This is a genomic window from Rhizobium sp. BT03, from assembly GCF_030053155.1.
Taxonomy (GTDB): Bacteria; Pseudomonadota; Alphaproteobacteria; order Rhizobiales; family Rhizobiaceae; genus Rhizobium.
On record NZ_CP125644.1, the window covers coordinates 28,056 to 53,506 of the forward strand.

A 25,451-nucleotide genomic window follows, 5' to 3' on the forward strand; every position below is an offset into this window, starting at 1 on the left:
TATCCTCATTCGGCCGCGTTGCGGGCGGGCGATATTTCATCGAGCGGCGGCAGCCAGGTGTCGCCGGTCCAGCCGGTTTCGTCGTAATCGCTCATGCATTGGTCGACGAGCGCCTCCATCTCCTTCAGCCGTCCGCCGCGCTCGGCACCCTTCAGCACCTGCAGCCGGACCTCCTCGGGCGCACCGGCATAGTTGAGTTCGTAGAGCGCGTGGCGCCCGCCGAATTCGGTGCCGGTCGCATCCCACAGCAGCTTCATGATCTTGATGCGCTCGATATGGCCCATGTCGTTGGAGCCCCGCACATATTGGGCGAGATAGCGGTCGATCGCGGGATTGCCGAAATCCTTGGCGGAGGAGGGGAGATAGATCAGCCCCGAGGCCACGACCTTGCGCACCGTTTCGATGACGCGCGGATAGGCCTCCGACATGAAAGTGCGGTAGGAAAGTGCCGCTTCCATGTTCGGGAGCACGGCCCCGTTCGCCCATGGCTGCGGATTGTGGGCCATGGCGTTGGAAAAGGACCAGAACATGTGGCGCAGCGCGATGACCTCGCCGAGTGCCGCCTGGTTGCCGCGGAAGGCGTCGCCGCCGGTGGCCCGCAGCGCCTTGGCCAGCAGCCCCGCCATAAAGTCGAGCTTGACGGCAAAGCGCGTGCAGCCCTGGAAGCAGTAGCCGTGCATGAAGCCCGAGGCCGGGTGGAACGACAGGATCTTGGCCGCATCGCGCAACACCAGCACGTCCTCCCAGGGCACGAAGACGTTGTCGAGCACCAGGATCGCATCGTTCTCGTCGAAGCGCGACGACAGCGGATAGTCGAAGGGCTGACCGACCGTGTTGGCGGTCTGCTCGTAGGAGACGCGGCAGAACATCTTGATGCCCGACGCATTCATCGGCACGATGAACATGACCGAGAGCGAGGGATCTTCCGTCACTGTCGCCGAGCTCTGGGCGAGGAAGTTGTAATGCGTCAGCGCCGAAGACGTCGCCACCACCTTGGCGCCCGAGACGTAGATGCCGGCATCGGTTTCCTTGGTGATGTGGACGAAGACGTCCTTGACGGCATCGGCCGGCTTGTGCCGGTCGATCGGCGGATTGACGATCGCGTGGTTCATGAACAGTGCTGCCTCCTGGGCGCGTTTGTGCCAGGCGAGCGCATTGTCCTTGAATGGCCCATACCAGTCGGCATTGGCGCCGAGCGTATTCATCAGCGCCGCCTTGTAGTCGGCGGTGCGGCCCATCCAGCCATAGGACATGCGGGCCCAGTCGGCGATGGCGCCCTGCTGGGCGACGAGCTCGGCCGAGGATTTCGCCACCCGGAAATATTTATGGGTATAGCCGCCATTGCCGGTATCGGTCGGCGATGTCAGGCGGTCTTTGGTCTTCTCGGCGTGCAGCGCATCATACATCCGCGCGATCGAGCGGGCGGAATTGCGCATCGACGGATGGCTGGTGACGTCGGCGATGCGCTCGCCGTTGATATAGACCTCGCGCCCGTCGCGCAGGCTGGCGAGATATTCGGCGCCGGTAAACGGACGGGTCTTGTCGCCGCGGTGGTCTTCAGCTCGCATGTCAGGTTCCTCCCTTGGAATATTGACGGAAGCTAAAACGGGTCCGGCAGGCACACCATGGACAAAGAAGGGAATTCGCTGGTACTTTTCCCGGTATGGCGACACGAAGCGACGTTCCGAATTTTTTCGTCTATGGCGAGCCGAGCCGCTCGCTCGATGTGGGATTCCTGCATGTCGAAACGGTGATGGAGCGAAAAACCCTGCATTTCGGCCATGTTTCGCCGCACAAACATCCACTGATGGGACAGATCACCTACTGGTTTCAGGGAAGCGGAACCTATCGGATCGAAGAGGAGACTTGGAATTTTTCCGCTCCCGCCGTGAGCTTCGTGCCGAGCAACGTGGTGCATGGTTTCGATGTCGACGAGCAGTCCGACGCGATCGTCGTGTCGGTCTCGGACGACATGCTGAACGCGATCGTGCCGCAGGTCGCGCTCAATCTCGATCTCCCGATCTTCCTGACCGGTCAGCCTGCGGATCCGGTATGGGCCAAGCTCAAAACACTCCTCGACATGGTCGCCGAGGACTATCGCGATCGCGGCGCGGAAGGCGAAAAGGTGCTCAGCGGCCTGATCTCCGTCGTGCTGTCGCTGATGGGCCGCATCGGCGGCGGCCACGTCGCCCTGCCGTCGACCTCGGCGGTAGTGTCGCTCGGCCTTGCGCTGCGCCGGGCCGTCGACCTTCACTACAAAAAGGACTGGCCAGTAGGGGCCTATGTCAATCTGCTTGCGACCACGCCGCATCTGCTCGACAAGGCGGCGCGCGAAGTCTTCGGTCTGTCCGTCAAGGAATTGCTGCTGGAGCGGCGGACGCTGGAAGCCAAACGTCTGCTGATGTTTACCGTTCGCTCGGTCGAAGATATTGCCGGCGAGATCGGCTTCGAGGATCCTGCCTATTTCTCCCGCTTCTTCCGCAAACGCACCGGCGAGGCGCCGGCCGCCTGGCGCCGGCGGCATTCGCAGGCGATCTCGTGACGCGCCGGAGGACGTCGTCGGCTCTCTGTCACCGAAGAAAGATCAAAGCCATCCCGACGACCACGAGAGCGGCGCCGGCCCAGGCGCCGCCGGCCGGGCGTTCGCCGGCTTTGAGCCACAGCAGCGGCAGAATAATCGCGGGCGAGGTTGCCGACAGCGTCGAGACGATACCGACCTTACCGCCCGCGAGCGCAAAGAGCAGAAGTGTCATGCCCATGCCGAGGGCTATGACCCCGGTCAGGGCGGTCATTGCTGCGACCCTGAAGGTGAGCGGCCCCTTCGGTTTGACCGACTGGACAGGCAACTGGATCAGAATGCTCAGGCAAAGGGCCGCCATGCCGACGCGAAGCAGCGAAGCGACGAAAGGATCGATACCGCTGACCATGACCGGCCGGGCGATGATGGAGCCGACCGCCTGGCCCGTCGCGGCGCCAAGCCCCAGCAGGACGCCGATCCACAGCGGCCCCTTGATCGTCTCCCATTGATGGATCTGTGATCGGCTCTTGCCGAAAACGATGGCGAGAAAAACGCCCGCGGCCGTCAACGCAATCCCCGCCACCGCAGAAAACGATAGCGCCTCCCCCAGCACCAGCCAGCCGAGCAGCGAGGCAATCGGAGCATTGAGCGCGAACAGGATGCCGGCGCGACGCGGGCCAAGCCGGTTCAGGGTGGCAAAGAGCAGCGTATCGCCGATGAAGATGCCGATCAGTCCTGATAATAGCAGCGGACCGACGCTTGCCGCGTCGAGTTGACGCCAGGATCCGCTGACGATCACGTAAAGAGCCAGAAGACCGGTGACGAAAACCTGGCGGACCCTGTTGAAGGCAGGCGCGCCGAGATGGCCGGATGGGCCTGCCGAGATCAGACCCGTAAAGGCCCAGCACGTTGCCGCTCCGAGCGCGGCAAGTTCATGAATTGGCATCTGACTTCGATCCTTAATGCATGTGGCCCGGCGTGTGCAGCGGTTCCGGGGGGGGGGTAACGACATGCATAAAACAAAGGACCAAAGCGCGGGCGCTTGGATCAGGTTTGATGCAACGCGCTTTGGAATCCGGGCGCGGAGCGTTTAAACGTGATCGAAGAGCGACTGTCTAGCTCACAGCATGGCCGGCCAAGCCATAAACCGCCGGTTCCCCATTCTTCCTGTTCAGGAAGCGTTGCCCCTTGGACATGGTCGTCACGGTTTCCGAGACGGCCAGCCGGCTTTGTTGAAGGAACTCGGCGAACAGGCCTTTTTCCCGCGTATCGACGCGCGCGAACCGACCGGCCAGATCCTTGAGATGCACGGCAGCAAGATGGATCGCGTCCTCATCATTGCTTGCTACGATCGGACCGACGACATGGCCGCGTCCGAACTCGCGGCACATGGAATAGCCGACGATTTCGCCGCTCCGCCGGAGGGTGCAAATGGAAGCACCCTCGGCAAGCCAAGCCAGCAATTTGCCGCGATCGGTGCCGAAAGCGCGTGTATCGAGAGCGTTGATCTCCTCGACATTGTCATTTGACAATTCGCCCAGCTGCCCGTTCAGCTCCGGCAGGGGAGGGAGCTTGGGCGTGACATCTCCCTGGTATTGATAGACAATCGCTTCCTTGGTAAAGCCGAGCGAAACATAAAGCCTGTAAGCCGCATGGGTCGAATTCAGGCTCAGATTGCGATCGCCGCACTGCTCGAATACTTGCTCCATGAGCCATCGGCCGGTCCCTTGCGCCTGCGTGCGGGGTGAGGTGATCACCAGCCCGATCGTGGCGAAATCCTCGCCATGCGGAAACCACATCGCACTTCCGAAGACGCGTCCGATCCCATCGACTGCAACGATGCCGCGGCCCGCGCGCCGCAGCAGATCCCAGTCCTTGGGCCGGTGCGGCCAGCCGACGCCGATCGACAGGGCGTGAAGCAGGCTGACATCGACACTGTTGATATCCTGCGCAATCAATTCGAACGATTTCAGCCGCACTGATTTTTGCATTTTCGGGTATCCGCTCCGTTCGCCAGATCACCAGACTCCCCTGGAGGTAGACAGCGTCCTTGATCCTGCGCCGATTGCAACCAAGTCACAATATCGCACATCAAGGCCGGCAGGATCGGCTTGTTCGCCGCAACAATTCGAAATCTTCAGCTGAACCGGGGCCCCACTCAGCAGGCAAAACTCCTGCCTTTGCTTAGGCTGGTTAGCATCTGGACCACTCCAAAGGCAACTTGGTCACCCATGAACGTCATAGATATTCTCGCAAGGCTGATCGCGTTCCCTTCCGTTGTCGGAACGCCGAACGGCGCGATCACCGACTGGATCGGCGACTATTGCCGAAAGGCGGGAGCCGAGGTTACCGTCCATCCTGGCCCGGAAGGTGACCGGTACAACCTTTTCGCGACTATCGGACCGCGCGAAGGCCGAGGTTACATTCTGTCCGGCCACATGGATGTCGTCCCGGCTGGCGAACCGGAATGGAGTTCCGACCCATTCGTCCTGCGCGCTGAAGGAGACAGGCTTTACGGGCGCGGCGCCACCGACATGAAAGGATTTCTCGCCTGCGCGCTCGCCGCATTGCCGAAGCTTGCCGCCATGAACCTGCGGCGGCCGATCCACCTTGCCTTCTCCTATGACGAGGAGGCCGGCAGCCGCGGCGTGCCGCATCTGATCGCGGCGCTGCCGAAGCTGTGCAACGCCCCGCTGGGTGCAATCATCGGCGAACCGAGCCGGATGCAGGCGGTGCGGGGGCATAAGGGCAAGGCAGCGGTCCGGCTGGAGGTGATCGGGCGATCAGGTCATTCCTCCCGTCCTGATCTCGGGCTGAACGCCATTCATGCCATGGCCAATCTGATCACAGAGGTCGCCGAATACGGCAGGTCCCTGACGAGCGGCCCTTTCCACCACGATTTCGCGCCACCCTACTCGTCATTGCAGGTCGGTGTCATTGCCGGCGGCCAGTCGGTCAACATCATACCGGATCGCTGCACCTGTGATGTCGAGGTCCGCGCCGTGCCGGGCATCTCGCCGTCATTGCTGCTCGAGCCGGTAAAAGCCAGGCTCACCGCTCTCAAAGATCAGGGCTTCGAGGTCGGCTGGCACGAGCTCAGCGCTTACCCCGGACTTGCGCTGCCCGAAGGCAGCGAACTCGCAAGCCTGCTGACGGAATTGACGGGACAGGAGCCGCTTGCCGCCGTGAGCTACGGCACGGAAGCCGGGCTCTATCAGCAGGCCGGCATCGATTCCATCATCTGCGGCCCGGGGGATATCGGCCGTGCGCACCGTCCCGACGAATACATCGAGGTCGGCGAACTCGCCGCATGCCAGACGATGATCGAGGAACTCGGCACCCATCTTGCCGAAGGTTGAAAGAAGGCGATTTCCATGGCATTCCTGTTCAACTCCGATGCCACACGCGGGGCGATTTTCCAGGAGATTTTTGCCCGCGCGCTTCCGGATCTGGAATTCGTCGGGCAGGGCCAACCGGTGCATCCGGACAAGATCCGCTACCTCCTGACCTGGACGGTCCCCGGCGACATCTCGCGCTACCGCAATCTGGAAGTGTTGTTTTGTATCGGCGCCGGCGTCGATCAGCTCAAACAGGACAGCGTGCCGGAGCATATAGCCGTTGTCCGCATGGTCGAGGACGGCATTATCCGGATGATGCAGGAATACGTCACGCTTGGCGTCCTGACGCTCCACCGGGAGATGCTCGCTTATCGGGAGCTGCAGAAACAGTCTGTCTGGAAGAGCCTCACTGCACCGCAGGCGGCCGGCCGCAGAATAGGCTTCCTCGGCCTCGGCATTTTGGCGCAGGCGGCGATCGAGCGCTTGAAGCCGTTCCAATTTCCGCTCGCCGGATGGAGCCGCAGCAAAAAGCAAATCGATGGTGTCACCTGCCATCATGGCCCGGATGGACTTGCCGATTTTCTGGCCGAGACGGACATTCTGGTCTGCCTGCTGCCGCTGACCGATGAGACGCGCGGAATTCTCAATGCCGAGCTCTTCTCCCAGCTGCCGGCCGGTGCCAGGCTGCTGCATGTGGGCCGCGGACCGCAGCTCGACCAGACGGCGCTGATCGAGGCGCTCGATAGCGGCCGCTTGGCCGCCGCAATGCTCGACGTCACCGATCCCGAGCCGCTGCCGGCGGACCATCCGCTCTGGCAACACCCGAGAGTAGCGATCACGCCGCACATCGCCTCGGTCACCCAGCCGGAAACGGCGGCGCACTCGGTCATCGAAAATATCCGGCGCCACCGCGCTGGAAAAGACCTGGTCGGCTTGGTCGATCGGACACGCGGTTATTAAACGAGGAAAATCACATGTCGCTTCTGCTGACCATCGATACCGATCCGAATTTTGCGCCAAAGCAATCCGTGCCGGACGCAGACCGGCTGATTTCGGGCAGCCCGGCCTACAAGACCTGGGCTCAGGACGACTCAAAAGGCGAGAAGGTGCTGACCGGCATTTGGGAGGCGACACCAGGCGAGCACCATTCGATCAAGGGCACGGTCTACGAATTCTGCCACATCATTTCCGGTGTCGTGGAAATCGATGAAAAAGACGGTGAGACGAAGACCTACCGCGCCGGCGACAGCTTCGTGATGAAGCCCGGTTTTGTCGGCGTCTGGCGCACGATCGAAACCGTGCGCAAGATCTATGTCTGCGTTTACGATTGAGAGACGCCGACGGGCGCGCCCGAAGAACGGCGCGCCTCTTACTTAGCCTTCGGCGATGACAAAGATCTTCTTGAGGTTGCCGTGAATTGAAAGGCGGTTGATCGTCCCGCGGCCGACGAAGATCGCGTCCCCCGGCCCGACCGATGTTTGCGTCCCGTCTCCGTCGGTCACATCGGCCTGCCCCTCCAGGATATACATCAATTCATGGACGGGATGAGGGCGCGACAGCCGGGTGTGCGGCGTCGTCGCCCAGACACCGGCCCGAAAGCCGGCCCCTTCGTCGGAAAATGCCCTGAAGAGACGGCACTGAGGCGGGTCGCCTTCCACGAACTGCGCCGGAGGCGGCGGGGAGGGGGCAAGCGTCACATCCCTGTCGATCGCCACGACGCCCTGCGTGCTCGATGTCGCCGCGGTCGTTGCGCAGTAAATCCACTGCGTGCCTTCATCCGCTTCCGCCGCAATAGCCTCGCCCCGGCCGATGACGACGCTGTCGCCCGACGTGAGATCAAACGTCATGCCGCCCGAATGCAGGACGAGACGCCCTGCCACGACGACCAGGCATTCCGTATGGGGAAAGCTGGCGATCGAAGCCTTTCCGCTCCAGTGGACCGATCCGGTAAAAACCGCGCCCGCGGCGCTCCAGACGATATCGCGGCCGGCCCCGAACATGTCGTCTGCCCCCAAGGCGCTCCGCTTGCCTTCCGGGGCACCTCCGCTTTTCGCCTCGAAGAGCAGAATGGTTTTACCGGTCATCACGTCACTCCCATTTTTGGTCAGGTATTCATAGGTTTGAGCTTAGTGCCGATGGGCCGCGGGCCAACTTGGGCATGGGCCTCGTCCTGGAAGAAGCCGCGGGATCGAATTCTGCAGAGATCCTAATCCGTGGCTTCAAGGGGCGCGCTGCGGAGTTGGCGCATAAACAGAATATCCTTTGGTTTGCTGCCCCCAACACAGGCAATTGTTGCGAAACAAGGCCGCCTGCGCCGCACCTCTCCAGCGCCAGCAGGCATATACTTCATGCATCGGATCAGACGAGCATAAGGGCTTGCGCCAATGAAATTTGCGTCCTACTGGCATGATACCTCGATCCCATTCGCCGCAGGCATCGCCGATCCCGTCTCGGGAGATTTCGAGGTTGCGGTGATCGGCGCCGGTTTCACCGGGCTCAACGCCGCGCGCACGCTGGCGCAATCCGGTGTGAAGGTCGCTCTGCTGGAAGCCGAGCATGTTGGCTATGGTGCGTCCGGCCGCAATGGCGGGCACCTCAACAGCGGTCATTTCGCAAGCTTCGGCGCCGCCAGGCAGCATCTTGGGGAAGACCGGGCGCGCCGCTTGTGGCGGGCCTATGACGACTCGATCGACATGATCGAACGCATCATCGAGGAGGAAAAGATCGCCTGCGACTTCCGCAGGGGCGGCAAGCTCAAGCTTGCTTCGAAGCCCTCTCATGTCGGCAAGCTGCAGGCTATGGCCGAAGAAATCCGCCGCGAGGTCGACCCGTCAGCGGAATGGCTGACGCGCAAGGACCTCCGCAACGAGGTGGTTTCGGATGCCTTCCATGGCGGGATTCTCTATCCGAAATCCGCCATGATGCACATGGGGCGCTACGCCAACGGCGTGGCGCAGGCAGCCCACCGCCATGGCGCGGCGATCTGGGAACACAACCCGGTGACCGCCCGCGAGCCCGTCCCGAATGGATGGCGGCTAACCACGCCGACCGGCTCGCTCTCCGCCCGTCAGGTCATCCTGGCGACCGATGCCTATACGCCAAGCGTCTTCAATTATTTCCGCCGAAGGCTGATGCCGATCGCTTCCTTCATCATTGCGACACGCCCGCTCACTCCGCAGGAAGTCGCGGCGACGGTCCCGGGCAACCGCAACTTCACGAACTCCCTCAACATTGCCAACTATTTCCGCCTGACGCCCGACAACCGCATGCTGTTCGGGGGGAGGGCGAGGTTTTCGGCGGTATCCAACCAGAAAACCGACGTCAGCTCCGGCCAGCTTCTGCGCCAGCAGATGCTCGGCATGTTTCCGCAGCTTGCAGACGTCGAGATCGACTATTGCTGGGGCGGCCTCGTCGGCTGTACGCAAGACCGTTATCCCCGCGCAGGCAGCGCCGAGGGTGTGATTTACAGCATGGGCTATTCCGGCCACGGTGCCCAGTTGTCGACCTTCATGGGCAATGCGCTGGCCAATATGGCGATGGGGCGCAAGGACGCCAATCCGCTCGACGGCTTCGCGTGGCCCGCCGTCCCGATGCATACCGGAAACCCGTGGTTTCTGCCCATCGTCGGCACCTATTACCGCATGAAGGACCTGCTGCCCTGACCGATCCCGGCGCCGCGCGCCCTGCGGCTTCGACAGCCTCGCGCAGGACCGCCGCCCCTGTTTTCCTGCCGATCCTCCGCGCCTCTTGCCGCATGAAGGACTTTGCAATGATCACACCTCTCGAACATCTGTCCCGCAACGGTCGTCTGGACACGTTCTTCATCGACGGTCAATGGCTCGAACCCAGGGGCAGCGCCAAGGGCGTCGTGGTCAATCCTGCCACGGAAGAAACGGTCGCCCATTTTGCGCTCGGAAACGGTGAGGATGTCGATGCCGCGGTTTCCGCCGCCCGGCGGGCCTTCGCCACCTGGAGCCGGACCACGCCGGAATACCGCGCGGCTCTGCTCGACCGCCTGCAGACGCTGCTCGAAGCGCGCAGCGAACTGTTCGCGCAGTGCCTGAGCCTCGAAATGGGCGCGGCGATCGGATATGCGCGCAGCGCGCAGGTGCCGCTGGCGATCGCCCATGTCACGGTCGCCCGCGATGTCCTCGAAACCTTCCCCTTCGTCAGACAGCGCGGCCGCACCGCCGTCGCCCACGAACCGATCGGTGTCTGCGCGCTGATCACCCCGTGGAACTGGCCGCTCTACCAGATCACCGCCAAAGTCTCGCCGGCGCTCGCCGCAGGCTGCACGGTCGTGCTGAAGCCCAGCGAGCTTTCGCCTCTCGACGCGCTGCTGTTTGCCGAGACGATCGAGGAAGCCGGCTTCCCCAACGGCGTCTTCAACCTCGTCAACGGCGACGGCCCGTGCGTCGGTTCGGCGCTCGCGTCCCATCCTGATGTCGACATGATTTCCATTACCGGCTCCACCCGTGCCGGTGTTGCGGTGGCCCAGGCAGCCGCGCCGACCGTCAAGCGTGTCGCGCAGGAGCTTGGCGGCAAGTCGCCGAACGTGATCCTGCCGGACGCCGATCTCGATCGTGCCGTTTCCATGGGCATAGCGGCTGCCTTCCGCAATCTCGGCCAATCATGCAGTGCGCCGACGCGTATGATCGTGCCGCGCGCGATGCTCTCCGAGATCGAGTCCATCGCCAGGAGAGCCGCAGATGAGATTACGGTCGGCGATCCCCTCTCAAAAGCCAGCACGCATGGTGCGATCGCCAACCGCGCCCAGTTCGACCGGATCCAGACCATGATCGGCGTCGGGATTGCGGAAGGCGCGACGCTCGTCACCGGCGGCGAGGGTCGCCCGGCCGGGCTGAATGCCGGGTTCTACGTCAAACCGACGATTTTCTCGGAGGTGCGCACGGATATGCGCATCGCCCAGGAGGAAATCTTCGGCCCGGTTCTCTGCCTCATTCCTTACGACACGGTGGAGGAAGCCATCGCCATCGCCAACCATACCGTCTACGGCCTGGGGGCGCATGTGCAGGGCAAGAATATAGACGTCGTCAAGGACGTCGCGTCACGGATCCGCTGCGGTCAAGTGCATCTCAACTATCCGGCCTGGGATCCGCACGCGCCTTTTGGCGGCTTCAAGCAATCTGGAAACGGACGCGAATTCGGCATTGAGGGCATGCTGGAATACCTCGAGGTCAAATCCATCCTCGGCTACTTCTGAGGAAATAACAAATGCAGAGCGAGTGAGATGGAAAAGCCCGCAATCGCAGACAAAAACACGCCCTATTGGTGGGAAGCGGCGCCCGTCAGAGCACTGCCCCGGCAGCCATTGGCCAAGATGGTCGACGTGGCGATCGTCGGCGCCGGTTATGCCGGCCTCTCGGCCGGGCTGGTGCTGGCGCGCGCCGGCCGTTCGGTCGCAGCCTTCGATGCGATGAACCCGGGCGAGGGCGCTTCGTCGCGCAACGGCGGCATCACCAGCGGCAGCATCCGGCCGGACTATGCCACGATCACCCGGCGCTTCGGAGAGGACAAGGCGATCGCGATCGAGGCCGAGGGCAAGACCGCACGCGAATTCCTCTATGATTTCATCAGAACCGAAGGGCTGGACTGCGACTTCCGGCTGGTCGGGCAGTTCAAAGGCGTGATCGGCTTCGAGCAATATGAAAAAACAGCCCGCAGCGCCGAGCTGCTGGCGAAGCGGCTCGGCATCGAATCCTATGCGGTGCCCTATAGCGAGCAGCGCAATTATATAGACACCGATTTCTACCGCGGCGGCATGGTGCGAATGGACATTGGCGGCCTGCACCCCGCCAAGTTCCATGCCGAACTTCTCCGCGTTGCGCTCGCTGCAGGGCTGACGGTCCATTCCGGGACGCGGGTGACGTCGATAGAGAAGGACGGCGCCGGGTTCCGAGTCACGACATCGGCCGGCAGCGTACAGGCGCGGCAGGTTCTGGTCTGCACGGACGGTTACACCGACAGCGCGGTTCCCTTTCTGCGCCGCCGGCTGGTGCCGGTTCGCAGCCGCATCATCGTCACCGAGGAACTCGCGCCCGAGGTCATGGCGCGGCTGATGCCGAAGCAGATGATGCTGATCGAGGGCCGCCAGCTGGGATTCTATTTCCGCCCGACGCCGGACGGCAAACGCATTCTGTTGGGCGGACGCGACAGTTCCCACGCCGGCGATCCGGACGGGCCGAAGCTCTTCCTGCGCAAGGGGCTGGTAAAGCTGTTCCCGGAGCTGGAGAACGTCCGCCTGTCGCACACCTGGTTCGGCAATGTCGCGATGCACCGCGATATGCTGCCACGGATCTTCGAAAAGGACGGCGTGGTCTATGCCACCGGCTTCTGCGGTTCCGGCGTGGTCTGGGCGCCGTGGATCGGCACGCGTGCGGCGCACAAGCTGCTGGGGCAGAATGCGGACGCGCGCACCGCCTTCGATTTCCGGCCACCGGCCTCGATTCCGCTCTATCGCGGCAATCCCTGGTTCATGCCGGCCGTCATCCAGACCTATCGGATGCAGGATCGCATCGCGCTTTGCCGCGCCAGCCGCTGAATAGCCCTGCCGGAGGAATATCTTCCGGCATTCAGCCTTGCTGGACGAGTGCCGAATTCATGGCTCGCCACAGCGCTTCGCCAATCTCCGGGCAACAGCCGAAGACGACTGCCATACCGCTTAAAACGTTATTTTCCACCGCGCCGGCAGCCACGGTCGATGCATGCTGCTTGTCCTGTTTCGGTAAGCTCGGCCCAGACTGATGGTCAGAGAGGAAACGATATGCTTGAGTTGAAAGACAAAGACCTTTTCCAGCAGGCCGGCCTGATCGACGGGATCTGGTCGAGGGCGGCCTCGGGCAAGACGGTGAACGTCGTCAATCCAGCCACTCAGGTAAGCCTCGGCATCGTTCCGGACATGGGAACTGCCGAGACCCGCGCGGCGATCGATGCAGCCCAGGCCGCTTTCAGCCTGTGGAAGAAGCGGACGCATGCCGAGCGTGCGGTTCTGCTCGAGCGCTGGCATGCGCTGATGATCGAAAATTGCGAAGATCTCGCGCTGCTCATCACGCTTGAACAGGGCAAGCCTCTCGATGAATCGCGCGCCGAGGTCCGTTACGGCGCTTCCTTCGTCAAATGGTTTGCCGAAGAGGCCCGCCGTATCGGCGGCCACACCATTCCCTCGCCGACGCCGGATCGCCGCATCGTCGTGCTCAAGGAAGCGGTCGGCGTCTGCGCCATCGTGACACCCTGGAATTTCCCGATCGCGATGATCACCCGGAAGGTGGCGCCCGCTCTGGCGGCCGGCTGCACGGTTGTCGTCAAGCCTTCGGAGTTCACCCCCTACTCGGCGCTCGCCATGGGTGTCCTTGCCGAGCGTGCCGGCATTCCGGCAGGGGTAATCAACATCGTCACCGGCATGCCGACGGAGATCGGCAGCGAGTTCATGGAAAACGCGACGGTGCGAAAGATCTCCTTCACCGGCTCGACCCGGATCGGCTCGCTGCTGATGCGGGGAGCCGCCGACAGCGTCAAGCGGCTCTCGCTCGAACTCGGCGGCAATGCGCCGTTCATCGTCTTCGACGACGCCGATCTCGATCTGGCGGTCGAGGGCGCAATCCTCTCCAAGTTCCGCAACGGCGGCCAGACCTGCGTCTGCGCCAACCGCATCCTGGTGCAGGCCGGGGTCTATGATGCCTTCGCCGAAAAGCTCGGCGCCCGCGTCAACGCCATGAAGGTCGGTCCGGGAACGGAACCCGGCAATGTCATCGGCCCGATGATCAACATGGCGGCGATCGAGAAGATCACCCGCCATGTCGACGACGCCATGGCCAAGGGCGCCAAGATCGCCGCACGGGGCGGCTCGGTGGCAGCGGGCTCGCAATACGCCGCGCCGATGGTGCTGACCGGCGCGACGACCGATATGCTGCTTGCCAGCGAAGAAACCTTCGGCCCGGTTGCTCCGCTGTTCCGCTTCGAAACGGAAGACGAGGCGATTGCAATCGCCAACGGCACGCCCTTCGGTCTGGCTGCCTATTTCTACACCGAAAACCTGAAGCGCTCCTGGCGAGTCGGCGAAGCCCTCGAGTTCGGCATGATCGGGCTCAACACCGGCGCGATCTCCACCGAAGTCGCGCCCTTCGGCGGCGTCAAGCAGTCCGGCCTCGGGCGCGAGGGGGCGCAGGCTGGCATCGAGGAATATCTCGAGATGAAGAGCTTCCACATCGGCGGGCTGAGCTGAGCCTGAAGCGACTACAGCAATGTGGCGCACGCGGTGCGCCATTTTTTTGCAGCCATCGCGACACACGGGCGTTGGCAATCCTTCGGCTTCGATCGGTCCGTGAGCATGGCCGACCATTTCAAAAAAAGCGCGGGCGAAAACGCCCGCGCTTTTGCTCGTTCGGTTCAGAGACCGAAAACGCCCGGCAGGCCGGAAATGTCGGCGATCTCGACATAACCGTAGAACGGGTTGGCGGGTTCATGGCGGCGGTTGACCCACACCTTGTTCTTGATGCCGATATCGTTGGCCGACATATGGTCATAGCGGAATGACGAGGAGCAGTGCACGACATCCTCGGGGGCGCAGCCGAGCATATCGAACATATATTCGAAGGCCTGCAGGCGCGGCTTGTAGGCCTGCGCCTGTTCGGCCGTGTAGACCGCATGGAAGGGCGCGCCGAGCTTTTCGACATTCGACATGATCTGCGAATTCATGGCGTTCGACAGGATCACCAGCGGGATCTCCTTGGCGACCTTCGCAAGGCCGGCCGGCACATCCGCATGCGGACCCCAGGTCGGCACGCGCTCATAGACCGTGCGGGCGTCTTCCTCCCTGAACTTGATGCCGTTGCGTTTGCAGCTGCGCTCGATCGAATTGTGAACGACCTCGGCATAGGGCTTCCAGTCGCCCAGAACCTCGTCGAGGCGATAGGCGGCGAAGTTGCGGACGAACTCGGCCATGCGCGGCTCGTCGAGCTGATCGCTGTAAAGGTCGCGCGCCGCTTCCGCCATCTGGAAGTTGGTCAGCGTGCCGTAGCAGTCGAAGGTGATGTATTTCGGACGCGAGAGGGTCATGGACATATCCTTTGGAGTGTGGACCGGGGCGCAGTCATGATAGACGCGGCCCACCCCGCGGCTCGCCTGAATGTAGCTGCGATCGAAGCAGATTATTCCGTATCGAAAGGCGGCTTTGGCAGATGGTAGTAGGTGCCCCGCTCGCTGGCGGTGGCTGAACGACGGCGCGGATGGCTATGTCGCCCTCTATGATACTTGTTGATTTGATCGGCCCGCCACTCACTCACCCTGCTTGCCGACGTGCAGCGGATGTTGCTCGCGATCCGCCCGGTGACGCCCGCATGCCAGCATAAGATGCGGCGGGCGACAAAGGGAAAACGATAAGATACTGCTCAGGGCGCAGCCTTCAGATGATTAGCCAACCCGCACTCCTTCACACTTCCACTCAGGAGAATAAGGGAAGTGTCATGCAGACAAGCCAGATCGACTTTGCCGCTTTCGGCAGCGAACACCTGGGTGCCGCCCTCAACCTGTCGCGGCAGGCGGGCTGGCCCCACCGGCCTGAGGACTGGAAGATGGCGCTTGCCTTGAGCGAGGGCGTCGTCGCCATCGAGGACGATAGGGTGGTCGGCACCGTGCTCGTCACCCCCTACAAGCAAGATTGCGCCACGATCAACATGGTCATCGTCGATGAAGCCATGCGCGGCCGCGGTCTTGGCCGCAGGCTCATGCATGCCGCAATGGAGCTTGCCGGCGATCGCCCGCTCCGGCTTGTCGCGACCGCCGACGGCCTTCCCCTCTACGAGAAGCTCGGCTTCCGCCAGACCGGCCGCATTCTGCAGCATCAAGGCATCGCAGCAGAACGCGCCGCGCCGACGGCAACGTCAGCCGCCGCCATGACCGATTTCTCGGCAATCACCGAACTCGATCGACAGGCCTTCGGCGCCGATCGCACCGATCTGATCGCATATCTCGCCAAGGTCGGTGAACTCGCCGTGGTCCGCCGCAATGGACGCGTCAGCGGTTTTGCGGTCCTTCGCAGCTTCGGCCGGGGCGAGGTCATCGGCCCCGTCATTGCGGGCAACGTGGATGACGCCAAGGCGCTCGTCACGCATTTCATCGCACGGCGCCCCGGCGCGTTCCTCAGGGTCGATACCACGACTGCCGCCGGCCTGTCCGGCTGGCTGGCCGAACAAGGCTTCGCCCATGTCGGCGGCGGCATCGCCATGATGAAGCCATCGATCCTAGCCGTCGATTCCGTCGCCACCATCTTCGCCCTCGCCAACCAGGCACTCGGCTGATCCGGAGAGCATTATGTACAGCAATTCCCTTGTCGAACTCGACCGCGCCCATCTCGTCCACCCCGTCGCCTCCTACCGCAACCATGAAAAGCTCGGTGTGCGTGTGCTCGCTTCGGCAAAAGGGGCGACGGTGACCGATGCTTCGGGCAAGCAGTTGGTCGACGGCTTTGCCGGCCTGTGGTGCGTCAATGCCGGTTACGGTCATGAATCGATCGTCGAGGCGGCGGCGCGGCAGATGCGCGAACTGCCCTATGCCACCACTTATTTCGGTCTCGGTTCGGAACCGGCGATCCGGCTTGCCGCGGCATTGGCCGAACGGGCGCCGGGCGATCTCAACCATGTTTACTTCACCTTGGGCGGATCCGATGCCGTCGACAGCACGATCCGGTTCATCCGCTATTACTGGATCGCCCGCGGGCAGCCGCAGCGCGACCAGTTCATCTCCATCGAGCAAGGCTATCACGGTTCATCGACTGTCGGAGCAGGACTGACGGCGCTTCCGCTGTTCCACGCCGGCTTCGGCATTCCCTTCGACTGGCAGCATAAGATTCCCTCGCACTACGCCTACCGCAACCCGGTAGGGGAGGATCCGCAGGCCATCATCAATGCCTCCCTCGCCGCACTGCGGCGCAAGGTTGAAGAGATCGGCCCCGAACGCGTCGCCGCCTTCTATGCCGAACCCATTCAGGGTTCGGGCGGTGTACTGGTGCCGCCGAAGGGCTGGATGAAGGCGATGCGGGCGCTCTGCGGCGAGCTCGGAATCCTCTTTGTCGCCGACGAAGTAATTACCGCTTTCGGCCGCACCGGCCCGCTCTTTGCATGCGAGGACGACGGAATCGTTCCTGATTTCATCACCACCGCAAAGGGTCTGACCTCGGGCTATGTGCCGATGGGCGCGGTTTTCATGGCCGATCATGTCTACCAGGCCATCGCGGATGGCGCCGGAGGCGCAGCCGTCGGCCACGGTTATACCTATTCGGCCCATCCCGTCAGCGCAGCCGTCGGTCTCGAAGTGCTGAACCTTTACGAAACCGGCCTCCTGGAGAACGGCCGGAAAGCCGGTGCACGGCTGATGCAAGGGCTTGAAAGCCTCAAGGACCATCCGCTTGTCGGCGACGTGCGCGGCCGCGGCATGTTGGCCGCCATCGAACTGGTGGTCGACAAGGAAAAGAAGACGCCGTTGCCGTCAGCCGCCGATCCGGCGCGCCGGGTCTTCGACCGCGCCTGGGAAAACGGCCTGGTCATCCGTGCCTTCGCCAATGGCGTGCTCGGCTATGCGCCGCCGCTCTGCTGCACCGACGCCGACATCGACGCCATCATCGAGCGCACGCGCAAAACGCTGGACGATACTCTGGCCGACCCCGATGTACGCGCGGCCCTGAAGGGCTGAGCGCGACCGGCCGCGGCTTCATCTGCATTGTGATAAGTTGTGCCGCACCACCTCCTGGAGCTGGTGCGGCCCCATCCGGCCCCTGCCGCGGCCACCTGCCCGACAGGGCCGGCCACCAAACCTAAAGCGGAAACAGGCTCGTCAATGGCATGTGCGATTTGACGATCGGTGACTTCAGGACGACGAAGCTGAAATACTTGTCGATGCCGATCTCCATGTCGGAGAGCCGCTCCATGATCGTCTGGTATTCGCCGATGCCGGCCGTCACGAATTTCAGGAGATAGTCGTAGCCGCCGGAGACGAGATGGCATTCGATCACCTGGTCGATCTTCTCGACCGTGGTCAAAAACCGGGCAAAATCGATCTGCCGATGGTTCTTGAGGGTGATCTCCGTGAAAACGGTCAGCGTCTGGCCGAGTTTGGCGACGTTGATCTGTGCGGAATAGCCCTCGATATACCCTTCGGACTGCAGCTTCTTCACCCGCATCAGGCAAGGGCTCGGCGACAGGTTGACGAGCTCGGCGAGCTCGACATTGGTGACGCGGCCATTCTTCTGCAACTCATGCAGAATTTTTATATCGATCCGGTCGAGTTTCATTGCTTCACTCCGCCTGTCGAACCTGCCAACGCCGCAGCATATTGTGCCGCTACCTTCCCAACACTACCACATTGAAGACGCGAGTCGATCGCGTTTCGCGGGGTTTTACAGGGAGGAACGGGATGCGGCTCGGCCTCAAACAGCATTTTATGCCGTCCGCCGGCGACTAGACATTGGAGGAATGGATCGCGTCGCAGACCGCGTCCGTGACTTCTTTGGTCGTGGCGGTGCCGCCGACATCGGGCGTGAGGATGCCCGCGCCGGTCACCGCTTCGACGGCGCGCATGAGACGGGCCGAGGCCTCCTGCTCGCCGAGATGGTCGAGCATCTGCGCGGCGGTCCAGAAGGTCGCGACAGGGTTGGCGATGCCCTTGCCGGCAATGTCGAAGGCCGAGCCATGGATCGGTTCGAACATCGAGGGAAAACGGCGCTGCGGGTCGATATTCGCCGTGGGCGCGACCCCGATGCTGCCGGCGAGCGCGCCGGCAAGGTCGGAGAGGATGTCGGCATGCAGGTTGGTCGCGACGATCGTGTCGAGACTCTCAGGTTTCAGCGTCATCCGCACCGTCATGGCGTCGACCAGCATCTTGTCCCAGGTGACGTCAGGAAACTCTTGAGCCACCTCGGCGGCGATCTCGTCCCACAAGACCATGCCGTGGCGCTGAGCGTTAGATTTGGTGACGACCGTCAGCAGTTTGCGCGGCCGCGCCTGCGCGAGCTTGAAGGCGTAGCGCATGATGCGGGTGACGCCGACGCGTGTGAAGATCGCAACCTCGGTCCCGACTTCCTCGGGCAGGCCGCGATGGGCGCGACCACCATGGCCGGAATATTCGCCTTCGGAATTCTCCCGGACGATCACCCAGTCGAGATCGCCGACGCCGCAGTTGCGCAGCGGAGGGGTGATGCCTGGAAGGATCTTGATCGGCCGGACATTGGCATATTGGTCAAAACCCTGGCAGATCGGCAGCCTGAGCCCCCAGAGGGTGATGTGGTCGGGAACATCCGGCGCGCCGACGGCGCCGAAATAAATCGCGTCGAATTTCTTCAACTGCTCAAGCCCGTCGGACGGCATCATCACGCCGTTCCTTTTGTAGTAGTCTGAACCCCAGTCGAAGTTTTCGACGGCGAACTTTATGTCGCCTAGACGTTTTTCCAGACTTGCGAGCACCGTTCGCCCGGCGGCTATGACCTCGGGTCCGATCCCGTCGGCGGGGATGGCTGCGATAGAATATTCACGCATTGATTTGCTCCAGTGCCCGATGCGGCCTCCGCGTTCTGTTGAAGCCTAGTGCCGGGCTCTCGGTTTACTCAACGGCAAAAGAATTATATAAAATATAGATATAATAGGAGGCTGGAGTGTGGAGCTGGAGCAGTTGAGATGCTTCGTCGCCGTTGCCGAGGAGCTTCACTTCGGAAGGGCGGCGCAAAGGGTCGGCTTGCTTCCGGCATCGCTCGGGCGTCATGTGCGCTTGCTGGAAGCCTCGCTCGGAAGTCAGCTGCTGAGCCGCACGACCCGGAGCGTCTCGTTGACCGAGGATGGCGTGGCGCTTCTGGAAGAGGTCAGGCCGCTTCTCGCCCGGCTCGATGAACTCGGTCAAAAATTTCGCGCCAAGCAGCAGCGGCGCAGCCGCGTCCTTCGGATCGGCGCGATCGACAGCGCCGCCGCCGGCCTCCTTCCGACACTGATCCACGACTTTCGAGCAATCGCGCCCGATGTCAAAACTCAGCTGACGGAGGACAAATCCATTCGGCTCGTGCCCAAACTGCTGGCCGGAGGGTTGGATCTGGCGTTCATCAGGCCGCGTCCGGGAATGAGCAGTCACCTTGCGGTCGAGGATCTGTTTTCCGAGACGACCGTCGTGGCAGTCCCGGCCGCTCATGAACTCGCCGACCATAAGAGCGTCTCTGTCCTCGATCTGGCGAACGCGCCGCTGATCGTCCCGGACAGACGATCCAGGCCCCACAGCTATGATTTGACGATGAACCTGTTTGCAGCAGCCGGCCTGCACCCCGATATCACCCAGGTCGCCGATGAAAAACAAACCATCGTCAGCATGGTCGCCGCCGGTCTCGGCCTCGCCGTCGTCCCACGATGGACATCCTCGCTTGCTTCCGCCGGCGTTCGCTTTCTGCCGGTGCAGGAGAGGGCAGGGCAGACGACGCCGAAACTGCCGCTGGCTGTGGCCTGGATGAAAGCCGTCCGCGATCCGGAGCGGGATGCGCTGCTTGATCTCCTGAGGCGGAATCTCGAGAGATATTCGGCACCGGCCTGAGCACGCCGGTTCTCGATCGCGCCTGCGTCGAACGCCATTGAAAGCTCGCCGGCTTTGAGCATTTCACGCCGATGATCTCTGCATAAGGCGCCCGGGCAGAATAATTGTTTCGGCTTCGCGCTTGCCCGTGATCATTGCCACCATGGTGTCGATCATCTCATCGGCAGGCTGTTGGTAAGAAGTCAGGTGATAGGCGGGAGCGGCGCCGAGTTCGATATTGTCGAAGCCGACGATCGCCAGATCATCTGGCACGCGAAGCCCGAATTCGCTGCGGGCCACATCCATCGCTCCGAGCGCCAGAATGTCGTTCTCGCGCATCAGCACATCGATGCGCGGGGAGGGGGAAGTGGCGCTCAGATAGGCGCGCCCCACCTTGGCACCGGCCTCGGCGCTGTAGCGCTCAGCAGTCATCTCGACGACGCCATCGACGCCCTTCCGCTGCCAGAATTGCATATAGTGATGTCGTCGGCCGAGCGCAGTCGACAGGGTCTTTCCTCCCGTCATGAAGCCCGGACGGCGATACCCTTTCTCGAACAGGTAATTTACAATTTCCCCCAGAGCCAGTTCGGCATTGCAGGCGACGTGGGGAACGCCGGGGATTTGGCTGTGCGAGGACGAACATCGGCGGGAAACCGGGGCCAATCCGTTGACTACCCAGCGTTTCCTCACGAAAGGCGGTTCCGAACAGAATGGCGGCGTCGAACTGGTGCTGACCGGCGTTGATCAACGCAGTATGGTCTCATCCGGGCGGAACTAGAGACCAATGGCAAACCTATCGGTCCGAATGACCTCTTCATTGCCGCGCATGCATATGCCGTTGGAGCAGTTCTGGTAACGGCGAACATGGGAGAGTTCGTGCGCGTGCGCGCTTTGCAGGTCGAGAACTGGTTAGATTGAATGCGACCAACACGACTCGAGTCCATCGTCAGCGACAAGTTCCATAATTTAGGTTATGAAATGTTAGCCTGTAGCCGCAAAGTTGAAGTGTCCTGTTTCTGCAAAGTTGGAATGTCACTCTCCCCGCGTTTGATGGCGCGGGAGACAAGCGGATGGGACTGATTGCGATGAGCGAGCGTGACCTGCAGCGGATCGAGGTTTTGTCGAAGGTTGCCGACGGGCGGATGACGATGGTGTCGGCGTCACATGTGCTTGCTCTCAGCGAGCGCCAGGTGCGGCGGCTGTTGGATCGCATCAGAACGACCGGTGCGGCATCGATCCGCCACAAGGCGATCGGCCGGCCGTCGAACAACCGGATCAGCGATGGTGTTCGCGATTATGCGGTGACGCTGGTTCGTGAACGTTATGCGGATTTCGGTCCGACGCTGGCGGCCGAGAAGCTTGCCGAGCGCGATGGATTGCGTGTGTCGCGCGAGACGTTGCGCGGCTGGATGACGCAGGCCGGATTGTGGCTGTCACGCAAGCAGCGGCGGACGTTTCATCAGCCGCGCTTGCGGCGCGAAGCCTATGGCGAGCTGGTGCAGATCGACGGGTCCGAGCATCGCTGGTTCGAGGATCGTGGAGATCCGTGCTCGCTCCTGGTGTTTGTCGACGATGCGACGGGCCGGTTGATGCAGTTGCGGTTCGTGCGCTCGGAAAGCGCCTTCAGCTATTTCGACGCACTTGAGCTTTATCTGAAGCAGCACGGGGCGCCGATCGCCTTTTATTCCGACAAGCACTCGGTCTTCCGGGTGACGAAGAAGGAGGCCAAGGGTGGTCAGGGCATGACCCAGTTCGGACGGGCACTCTCGGAGCTAAATATCGAGATTCTCTGTGCAAACTCCAGCCAGGCCAAAGGCCGTGTCGAGCGGATGAACCGGACGCTGCAGGATCGTCTGGTCAAGGAATTGCGACTGGCAGGCATCGACACCATGGAGGCAGGCAATGCGTTTCTGCCGGGCTTCATGGTGGACTACAATGGGCGGTTTGCGATTGTCCCTGCCCGATCCGATGACCTGCACCGGCCGGTAAATCTTGCACCGGATCGGTTGAAGGAGATCCTGTGCAAACGCGAGCAGCGCTATGTCGGGTCGCAGCTGACGTTTTCGTTCGAGCGTAAGCGGATCATGCTGGAGGAGAGCGACGTGACGCGCGGATTGGCCGGCCGCTATGTCGAGACCTATGCCTATGCCGATGGCCGCCTCGATGTACGATGGAAGGGACATTCCCTGCCCTACAAAACCTTCGACAAGGACCAGCGGGTGACGCATGCGGCGATCACCGAGAACAAACGGCTCGGCGACGTTCTGACTTATATCAAGGAGCGTCAGGAGCAGCCGTCGAAGCCGGTGGTGATGACCAACAGCGAGAAGAACGGCTATGTGCGACGTGCTCACGGTCCGGGGCGACGGAAGGATTTTACGAACGATCCGGCCGTCATCGAACGCCATAAAGCTGCGCTGGCAAAGCGCGATGCTGCCGAGTGAGGCGTCGATCGCATCGTCTTAAAGCTAAAGCCGATGGTGCCACAAACCCGCCCCGATCTGATCTTGCAACCCGGACCAGCCGCTCAGATCGGGGCTGGTCGGCCTGCCGTGCGGCTGCCGCCAGTGACATTTCTACTTTGCGCAACCGCGGACATTTCAACCTGACCGCCACATAGCCTGTAGCCGCAAAGTTGAAGTGTCCTGTTTCTGCAAAGTTGGAATGTCACTCTCCCCGCGTTTGATGGCGCGGGAGACAAGCGGATGGGACTGATTGCGATGAGCGAGCGTGAGCTGCAGCGGATCGAGGTTTTGTCGAAGGTTGCCGACGGGCGGATGACGATGGTGTCGGCGTCACATGTGCTTGCTCTCAGCGAGCGCCAGGTGCGGCGGCTGTTGGATCGTATCAGAACGACCGGTGCGGCATCGATCCGCCACAAGGCGATCGGCCGGCCGTCGAACAACCGGATCAGCGATGGTGTTCGCGATTATGCGGTGACGCTCCGGGATCGTCAGCATCCGGATTCGAGCGTCATCAGATATTCAGCGCCGCCTCCACGACCGCTTCGCTGCACCAGGTCACCGTAGCTGCAGCAGCTGTCGGATAATCGGCAAAGCCAAGGTGAGCAGCATGGCGAAAACCATGACGACGCCGTAAGGCACCTTCCGACTTGCCCGGATTTCCTCGATGCGCATGAAAAAGGCGAGATGTGCGAGGCGCAACGGTACCGGCAGCCGCAGAACCAGGAGCGTCACGATGCCGAGGACGAGGAGCAAAAGCGAAAACGGCAGCATTCCGTGCCATCCGACAAAAAGGCCGATCGGCAGGAAAAGCTTGGCGTCTCCTGCGCCAAACAGCCGGAACGCCCAGAGCACCACCCCAAGCATAAACATCAGCAGACCGGCCGCGAGATCGCCGCCAATTCCGCTCGACGCAAAGAGCGCAGCACCGACATCCTCGGAGCCAAGCATCACGGCCACCGCGCGCAGTGCATAAAGTGTCACGAGCGCCAGCACGAGTGTGTTGGGGATCTTCCATGTGCGGAAATCGGTCCAGGCGGCGCAGAGAAAAACAAATACTGAGATCGAACTAATAAAAACGGCTGCGTGCAACATAGTACTTAACCTTTTGGCTACGACAATTCACAACGTGTAGTTTGCATTCTAGTTTACTTCTAAAAATTAAACTACTTTTACGGACATTACTTGGCTTTTCGTCTTAACCATAAGTATAGACCACACTTCATGTATGTATAAAACGATTGACTAAATTAGAATTAACAGATTATTAATATTCCCAGTCGAAGGGGCGGTCTCGACGACAAAGTGGCCGGGGGAATTACGGCGCACAACTTACCTTGGAGGAAATTCTCGATGAAAGCATTTGTAGATAGCGTACGCGCTTTCGCGCGGGAAGAAGATGGCGTCGCACTCACTGAATACCTCATTCTGCTTGCCTTGCTGGTTGGCGGCGTGATCGGGGCGGTCACCCTGGCCGGCACCAATCTGGCTGCCGTTTGGAACGGATGGGCAGGCTGGTTCACCACCAACCTGACCGCCCCAGCCGCCTGATATTGGCGTTCGAAGAAGCGAGGGGTTTTTGTTAACCCCTCTCTCCTAAATTAGCATCAATGAATGGATGCAGTCCGTCCAGTGTAGCGAGTAACCGCGATGCGTTCTTCAACCATTTTTAGCTTGGTTATTGCGTTTGTTCTCGCCGCAGCAGCAGTTTTCGGCATGCGCGCGTACCTTTCCGATCAGAAGGCCCGGCTGCTGGCGATGAGCGGCATCAAGGCCGAGGAACGGACACTCGTCGTCGCCGCCAAGCCGCTGCGCTTTGGCGATCGAATCCGTCCCGAAAATCTCAGGGCCATTCCGTGGCCCTCCGATGAAACACCCGCAGGCTCTTTCGTCAGCATCGAGACGGTCGTCGGCAACGATGCCCAGCCCCGTTATGCCATGGCGGCGATCGACCCTGGCGAGCCGGTGCTGTCCTCGAAAATCACTGGTACCGGCGAACGCGCCACGCTGTCGGCGGCGCTGGACCAGGGCATGAAGGCGGTTTCCATCCGCGTCAACGACGTGCTTGGCGTGGCCGGCTTCGTCAGGCCCTCCGATCGCGTCGACGTGCTTCTGACCCGGGTCGTTCGCGGGCCGGCAGGCAATGATCAGACCTTCGTCGACGTGCTGCTGCAAGGCGTCAAGGTGCTGGCGGTGGACCAGACGGCAGACGAGCGCAAGGACGAGCCATCCGTTGTCAAAACCGTCACCTTCGAGGTCACGACCGACGAGGCGCAGCGTCTTACCCTCGGCTCCAGTATCGGCACGCTGTCGCTGGCGCTTCGCAATGTTGCCTCTTCCTCTATCGAACAAACCCGGCCGATCACCGTCGCCGACCTCGGTGGCGGGGCGATGGCGACGGAGCTGGCCAAGGACTTGGAAAATAAAAAGTTGCCAGAACCGGAAAAACAAGTGCAGATTGCAGAGCCGGCGTTGCCGGTCGAGCCGAAGTGGGTGACAGTGGGTGTCTGGAACACGACGAAGCGCGAGGAGCACCGAGTCGGCCTTGTCCAGTGATATCGAGGCGGCATGCCGCAG

At 61.9% G+C, this 25,451-nt stretch carries 22 protein-coding genes and 3 pseudogenes; 16 read left to right on the forward strand and 9 right to left on the reverse strand.

Features of this window, described 5'->3' with window-relative positions:
* Positions 1–5 precede the first annotated feature (5 nt).
* On the reverse strand, positions 6–1,568 hold the full coding sequence (locus tag QMO80_RS29660; RefSeq protein WP_283201419.1) for a 4-hydroxyphenylacetate 3-hydroxylase N-terminal domain-containing protein: 1,563 nt from the start codon (positions 1,566–1,568) through the stop codon (positions 6–8).
* Positions 1,569–1,663: 95 nt separating this feature from the next.
* Here QMO80_RS29660 and QMO80_RS29665 point away from each other — a divergent pair, with 95 nt between their 5' ends.
* Complete coding sequence (locus QMO80_RS29665; protein WP_283201420.1) at positions 1,664–2,542, forward strand: helix-turn-helix domain-containing protein; 879 nt, start codon at positions 1,664–1,666, stop codon at positions 2,540–2,542.
* A gap of 28 nt (positions 2,543–2,570) precedes the next feature.
* On the opposite strand, the gene QMO80_RS29670 is transcribed toward QMO80_RS29665, so the two are convergent.
* Both QMO80_RS29670 and QMO80_RS29675 read right to left on the reverse strand, forming a co-directional pair.
* Complete coding sequence (locus QMO80_RS29670; RefSeq protein WP_283201421.1) at positions 2,571–3,464, reverse strand: DMT family transporter; 894 nt, start codon at positions 3,462–3,464, stop codon at positions 2,571–2,573.
* Positions 3,465–3,633: 169 nt separating this feature from the next.
* On the reverse strand, positions 3,634–4,509 hold the full coding sequence (locus tag QMO80_RS29675; protein ID WP_283201422.1) for a GNAT family N-acetyltransferase: 876 nt from the start codon (positions 4,507–4,509) through the stop codon (positions 3,634–3,636).
* 240 nt (positions 4,510–4,749) lie between these two features.
* Between QMO80_RS29675 and argE the strand changes: the two genes are divergently transcribed.
* Genes argE through QMO80_RS29690 form a run of 3 tightly spaced genes read left to right on the forward strand, consistent with a single transcriptional unit; the run spans position 4,750 to position 7,187 of the window.
* A complete protein-coding gene (gene argE / locus QMO80_RS29680; protein ID WP_283201423.1) occupies positions 4,750–5,877 on the forward strand; it encodes an acetylornithine deacetylase in 1,128 nt (375 codons plus the stop codon).
* A gap of 15 nt (positions 5,878–5,892) precedes the next feature.
* On the forward strand, positions 5,893–6,816 hold the full coding sequence (locus QMO80_RS29685; protein WP_283201424.1) for a glyoxylate/hydroxypyruvate reductase A: 924 nt from the start codon (positions 5,893–5,895) through the stop codon (positions 6,814–6,816).
* 14 nt (positions 6,817–6,830) lie between these two features.
* Positions 6,831–7,187: a cupin domain-containing protein gene (locus QMO80_RS29690; protein WP_283201425.1), complete on the forward strand. Its 357-nt coding sequence runs from the start codon at positions 6,831–6,833 to the stop codon at positions 7,185–7,187.
* 42 nt (positions 7,188–7,229) lie between these two features.
* Here QMO80_RS29690 and QMO80_RS29695 read toward each other — a convergent pair whose 3' ends face one another.
* Complete coding sequence (locus QMO80_RS29695) at positions 7,230–7,940, reverse strand: cupin domain-containing protein (RefSeq protein ID WP_283201426.1); 711 nt, start codon at positions 7,938–7,940, stop codon at positions 7,230–7,232.
* Positions 7,941–8,240: 300 nt separating this feature from the next.
* Here QMO80_RS29695 and QMO80_RS29700 point away from each other — a divergent pair, with 300 nt between their 5' ends.
* From QMO80_RS29700 to QMO80_RS29715, 4 genes are all read left to right on the forward strand, one after another.
* Complete coding sequence (locus QMO80_RS29700; protein ID WP_283201427.1) at positions 8,241–9,518, forward strand: FAD-binding oxidoreductase; 1,278 nt, start codon at positions 8,241–8,243, stop codon at positions 9,516–9,518.
* 107 nt (positions 9,519–9,625) lie between these two features.
* Entirely contained in the window at positions 9,626–11,080 is a 1,455-nt protein-coding gene (locus QMO80_RS29705; RefSeq protein ID WP_283201428.1) for an aldehyde dehydrogenase family protein, read from the forward strand.
* Positions 11,081–11,107: 27 nt separating this feature from the next.
* Positions 11,108–12,418 carry an FAD-binding oxidoreductase gene (locus QMO80_RS29710; protein ID WP_283201429.1) on the forward strand — a complete coding sequence of 437 codons (1,311 nt, stop codon included), beginning with the start codon at positions 11,108–11,110 and terminating at the stop codon, positions 12,416–12,418.
* Positions 12,419–12,640: 222 nt separating this feature from the next.
* The gene (locus QMO80_RS29715) at positions 12,641–14,098 is read left to right on the forward strand and encodes an NAD-dependent succinate-semialdehyde dehydrogenase (protein WP_283201430.1); all 1,458 of its coding nucleotides are present in this window, start codon (positions 12,641–12,643) and stop codon (positions 14,096–14,098) included.
* 164 nt (positions 14,099–14,262) lie between these two features.
* Here QMO80_RS29715 and QMO80_RS29720 read toward each other — a convergent pair whose 3' ends face one another.
* Entirely contained in the window at positions 14,263–14,931 is a 669-nt protein-coding gene (locus QMO80_RS29720) for a haloacid dehalogenase type II (RefSeq protein ID WP_283201431.1), read from the reverse strand.
* Positions 14,932–15,338: 407 nt separating this feature from the next.
* On the opposite strand from QMO80_RS29720, the gene QMO80_RS29725 reads away from it, so the two are divergent.
* Both QMO80_RS29725 and QMO80_RS29730 read left to right on the forward strand, forming a co-directional pair.
* Positions 15,339–16,172, forward strand: coding sequence for a GNAT family N-acetyltransferase (locus QMO80_RS29725; protein ID WP_283201432.1), 834 nt, complete (start codon positions 15,339–15,341; stop codon positions 16,170–16,172).
* 13 nt (positions 16,173–16,185) lie between these two features.
* Positions 16,186–17,562 carry an aspartate aminotransferase family protein gene (locus QMO80_RS29730; RefSeq protein ID WP_283201433.1) on the forward strand — a complete coding sequence of 459 codons (1,377 nt, stop codon included), beginning with the start codon at positions 16,186–16,188 and terminating at the stop codon, positions 17,560–17,562.
* Positions 17,563–17,683: 121 nt separating this feature from the next.
* Here the strand turns inward: QMO80_RS29730 and QMO80_RS29735 are convergent, their stop codons facing one another.
* Positions 17,684–18,160, reverse strand: coding sequence for an Lrp/AsnC family transcriptional regulator (locus QMO80_RS29735; RefSeq protein WP_003577877.1), 477 nt, complete (start codon positions 18,158–18,160; stop codon positions 17,684–17,686).
* 166 nt (positions 18,161–18,326) lie between these two features.
* Positions 18,327–19,400, reverse strand: coding sequence for a tartrate dehydrogenase (locus QMO80_RS29740; RefSeq protein WP_283201434.1), 1,074 nt, complete (start codon positions 19,398–19,400; stop codon positions 18,327–18,329).
* 118 nt (positions 19,401–19,518) lie between these two features.
* Here QMO80_RS29740 and QMO80_RS29745 point away from each other — a divergent pair, with 118 nt between their 5' ends.
* A complete protein-coding gene (locus tag QMO80_RS29745) occupies positions 19,519–20,433 on the forward strand; it encodes a LysR family transcriptional regulator (protein WP_283201435.1) in 915 nt (304 codons plus the stop codon).
* A 63-nt stretch (positions 20,434–20,496) separates the two neighbouring features.
* Here the strand turns inward: QMO80_RS29745 and QMO80_RS29750 are convergent.
* Positions 20,497–21,172 (reverse strand): annotated as a pseudogene (locus QMO80_RS29750) (substrate-binding domain-containing protein); the annotation flags it as partial.
* Here QMO80_RS29750 and QMO80_RS29755 point away from each other — a divergent pair.
* From QMO80_RS29755 to QMO80_RS29765, 3 genes and pseudogenes are all read left to right on the forward strand, one after another.
* A pseudogene (locus QMO80_RS29755) lies at positions 21,163–21,330 on the forward strand (type II toxin-antitoxin system VapC family toxin); the annotation flags it as partial. The pseudogenes QMO80_RS29750 and QMO80_RS29755 overlap by 10 nt on opposite strands.
* A 152-nt stretch (positions 21,331–21,482) precedes the next feature.
* Positions 21,483–22,856 carry an ISNCY family transposase gene (locus QMO80_RS29760; protein WP_283200343.1) on the forward strand — a complete coding sequence of 458 codons (1,374 nt, stop codon included), beginning with the start codon at positions 21,483–21,485 and terminating at the stop codon, positions 22,854–22,856.
* A 261-nt stretch (positions 22,857–23,117) separates the two neighbouring features.
* Positions 23,118–23,357, forward strand: a pseudogene (locus QMO80_RS29765) (helix-turn-helix domain-containing protein); the annotation flags it as partial.
* Between the two features lie 75 nt (positions 23,358–23,432).
* Here QMO80_RS29765 and QMO80_RS29770 read toward each other — a convergent pair.
* Complete coding sequence (locus tag QMO80_RS29770; RefSeq protein WP_283201436.1) at positions 23,433–23,969, reverse strand: prepilin peptidase; 537 nt, start codon at positions 23,967–23,969, stop codon at positions 23,433–23,435.
* A 258-nt stretch (positions 23,970–24,227) separates the two neighbouring features.
* Between QMO80_RS29770 and QMO80_RS29775 the strand changes: the two genes are divergently transcribed.
* Together QMO80_RS29775 and cpaB are read left to right on the forward strand one after the other, a co-directional pair.
* On the forward strand, positions 24,228–24,425 hold the full coding sequence (locus QMO80_RS29775) for a Flp family type IVb pilin (RefSeq protein ID WP_283201437.1): 198 nt from the start codon (positions 24,228–24,230) through the stop codon (positions 24,423–24,425).
* Positions 24,426–24,524: 99 nt separating this feature from the next.
* A complete protein-coding gene (gene cpaB / locus QMO80_RS29780) occupies positions 24,525–25,430 on the forward strand; it encodes a Flp pilus assembly protein CpaB (RefSeq protein WP_283201438.1) in 906 nt (301 codons plus the stop codon).
* Positions 25,431–25,451: the final 21 nt, after the last annotated feature.

Excerpts from the sequence above, each read along its gene's own strand:
- QMO80_RS29660 (WP_283201419.1), bottom strand. The coding sequence starts at position 1,568 with ATGCGAGCTGAAGACCACCGCGGCGACAAGACCCGTCCGTTTACCGGC.
- QMO80_RS29665 (WP_283201420.1), top strand. The coding sequence starts at position 1,664 with ATGGCGACACGAAGCGACGTTCCGAATTTTTTCGTCTATGGCGAGCCG.
- QMO80_RS29670 (WP_283201421.1), bottom strand. The coding sequence starts at position 3,464 with ATGCCAATTCATGAACTTGCCGCGCTCGGAGCGGCAACGTGCTGGGCC.
- QMO80_RS29675 (WP_283201422.1), bottom strand. The coding sequence starts at position 4,509 with ATGCAAAAATCAGTGCGGCTGAAATCGTTCGAATTGATTGCGCAGGAT.
- argE (WP_283201423.1), top strand. The coding sequence starts at position 4,750 with ATGAACGTCATAGATATTCTCGCAAGGCTGATCGCGTTCCCTTCCGTT.
- QMO80_RS29685 (WP_283201424.1), top strand. The coding sequence starts at position 5,893 with ATGGCATTCCTGTTCAACTCCGATGCCACACGCGGGGCGATTTTCCAG.
- QMO80_RS29690 (WP_283201425.1), top strand. The coding sequence starts at position 6,831 with ATGTCGCTTCTGCTGACCATCGATACCGATCCGAATTTTGCGCCAAAG.
- QMO80_RS29695 (WP_283201426.1), bottom strand. The coding sequence starts at position 7,940 with ATGACCGGTAAAACCATTCTGCTCTTCGAGGCGAAAAGCGGAGGTGCC.
- QMO80_RS29700 (WP_283201427.1), top strand. The coding sequence starts at position 8,241 with ATGAAATTTGCGTCCTACTGGCATGATACCTCGATCCCATTCGCCGCA.
- QMO80_RS29705 (WP_283201428.1), top strand. The coding sequence starts at position 9,626 with ATGATCACACCTCTCGAACATCTGTCCCGCAACGGTCGTCTGGACACG.
- QMO80_RS29710 (WP_283201429.1), top strand. The coding sequence starts at position 11,108 with ATGGAAAAGCCCGCAATCGCAGACAAAAACACGCCCTATTGGTGGGAA.
- QMO80_RS29715 (WP_283201430.1), top strand. The coding sequence starts at position 12,641 with ATGCTTGAGTTGAAAGACAAAGACCTTTTCCAGCAGGCCGGCCTGATC.
- QMO80_RS29720 (WP_283201431.1), bottom strand. The coding sequence starts at position 14,931 with ATGACCCTCTCGCGTCCGAAATACATCACCTTCGACTGCTACGGCACG.
- QMO80_RS29725 (WP_283201432.1), top strand. The coding sequence starts at position 15,339 with ATGCAGACAAGCCAGATCGACTTTGCCGCTTTCGGCAGCGAACACCTG.
- QMO80_RS29730 (WP_283201433.1), top strand. The coding sequence starts at position 16,186 with ATGTACAGCAATTCCCTTGTCGAACTCGACCGCGCCCATCTCGTCCAC.
- QMO80_RS29735 (WP_003577877.1), bottom strand. The coding sequence starts at position 18,160 with ATGAAACTCGACCGGATCGATATAAAAATTCTGCATGAGTTGCAGAAG.
- QMO80_RS29740 (WP_283201434.1), bottom strand. The coding sequence starts at position 19,400 with ATGCGTGAATATTCTATCGCAGCCATCCCCGCCGACGGGATCGGACCC.
- QMO80_RS29760 (WP_283200343.1), top strand. The coding sequence starts at position 21,483 with ATGGGACTGATTGCGATGAGCGAGCGTGACCTGCAGCGGATCGAGGTT.
- QMO80_RS29770 (WP_283201436.1), bottom strand. The coding sequence starts at position 23,969 with ATGTTGCACGCAGCCGTTTTTATTAGTTCGATCTCAGTATTTGTTTTT.
- QMO80_RS29775 (WP_283201437.1), top strand. The coding sequence starts at position 24,228 with ATGAAAGCATTTGTAGATAGCGTACGCGCTTTCGCGCGGGAAGAAGAT.
- cpaB (WP_283201438.1), top strand. The coding sequence starts at position 24,525 with ATGCGTTCTTCAACCATTTTTAGCTTGGTTATTGCGTTTGTTCTCGCC.